Origin of the sequence: Anoxybacillus sp. LAT27 (assembly GCF_022030075.1) — a bacterium.
Classification (GTDB): Bacteria; Bacillota; Bacilli; order Bacillales; family Anoxybacillaceae; genus Anoxybacillus; species Anoxybacillus kestanbolensis.
The window spans coordinates 1-499 of sequence record NZ_JAIWYK010000443.1 but is presented as its reverse complement, the minus strand read 5'-3'; the positions used below and the strand labels follow the sequence as shown (position 1 = coordinate 499).

Genomic DNA, 499 nt, shown 5'->3' with positions numbered 1-499 from the left:
GGTCCGAGGTGGAAGCGTGGCGACACGTGCAGCTGACGGATACTAATCGATCGAGGACTTAACTAAACACATAAAGAAAAGCGGAGGCGACTGTCCAGCCACGAAGAACGCGAAAGGCCTGCGAGGAGGCTGTTGCCGCCACAGCAGGACTGAAGCGGTTCGAGGGGCTAGGAGCCGCAGCTAGACATCACGAAAAGCGAAGAACGGTTCTTGACGTAGTCAAGAAAACATCCGACGGAGCCGAAAGCTTTTGACGAAGACGTGCGTGCACGTCGAACGGAAAAAGCGAAAGGCGTAGGAGGATGTTAGTTCGAAGCTAGACATAAAGAAAAGCGAAGGCGACTGTTCTGTTATCTAGTTTTGAAGGAATAAAAAAATGCTTGACAACAAAAAATATTCCGTTATAATAACATTTGTCTAAAGCATTATTGCTCGGTGACGATGGCGGAGAGGTCACACCCGTTCCCATCCCGAACACGGAAGTTAAGCTCTCCAGCGC

Annotated in this window: 1 rRNA gene; it reads left to right on the top strand. The window is 49.9% G+C overall.

Features of this window, described 5'->3' with window-relative positions:
- Positions 1-431: 431 nt before the first annotated feature.
- A 5S ribosomal RNA gene (gene rrf / locus LD028_RS15545) occupies positions 432-499 on the top strand; the annotation flags it as partial.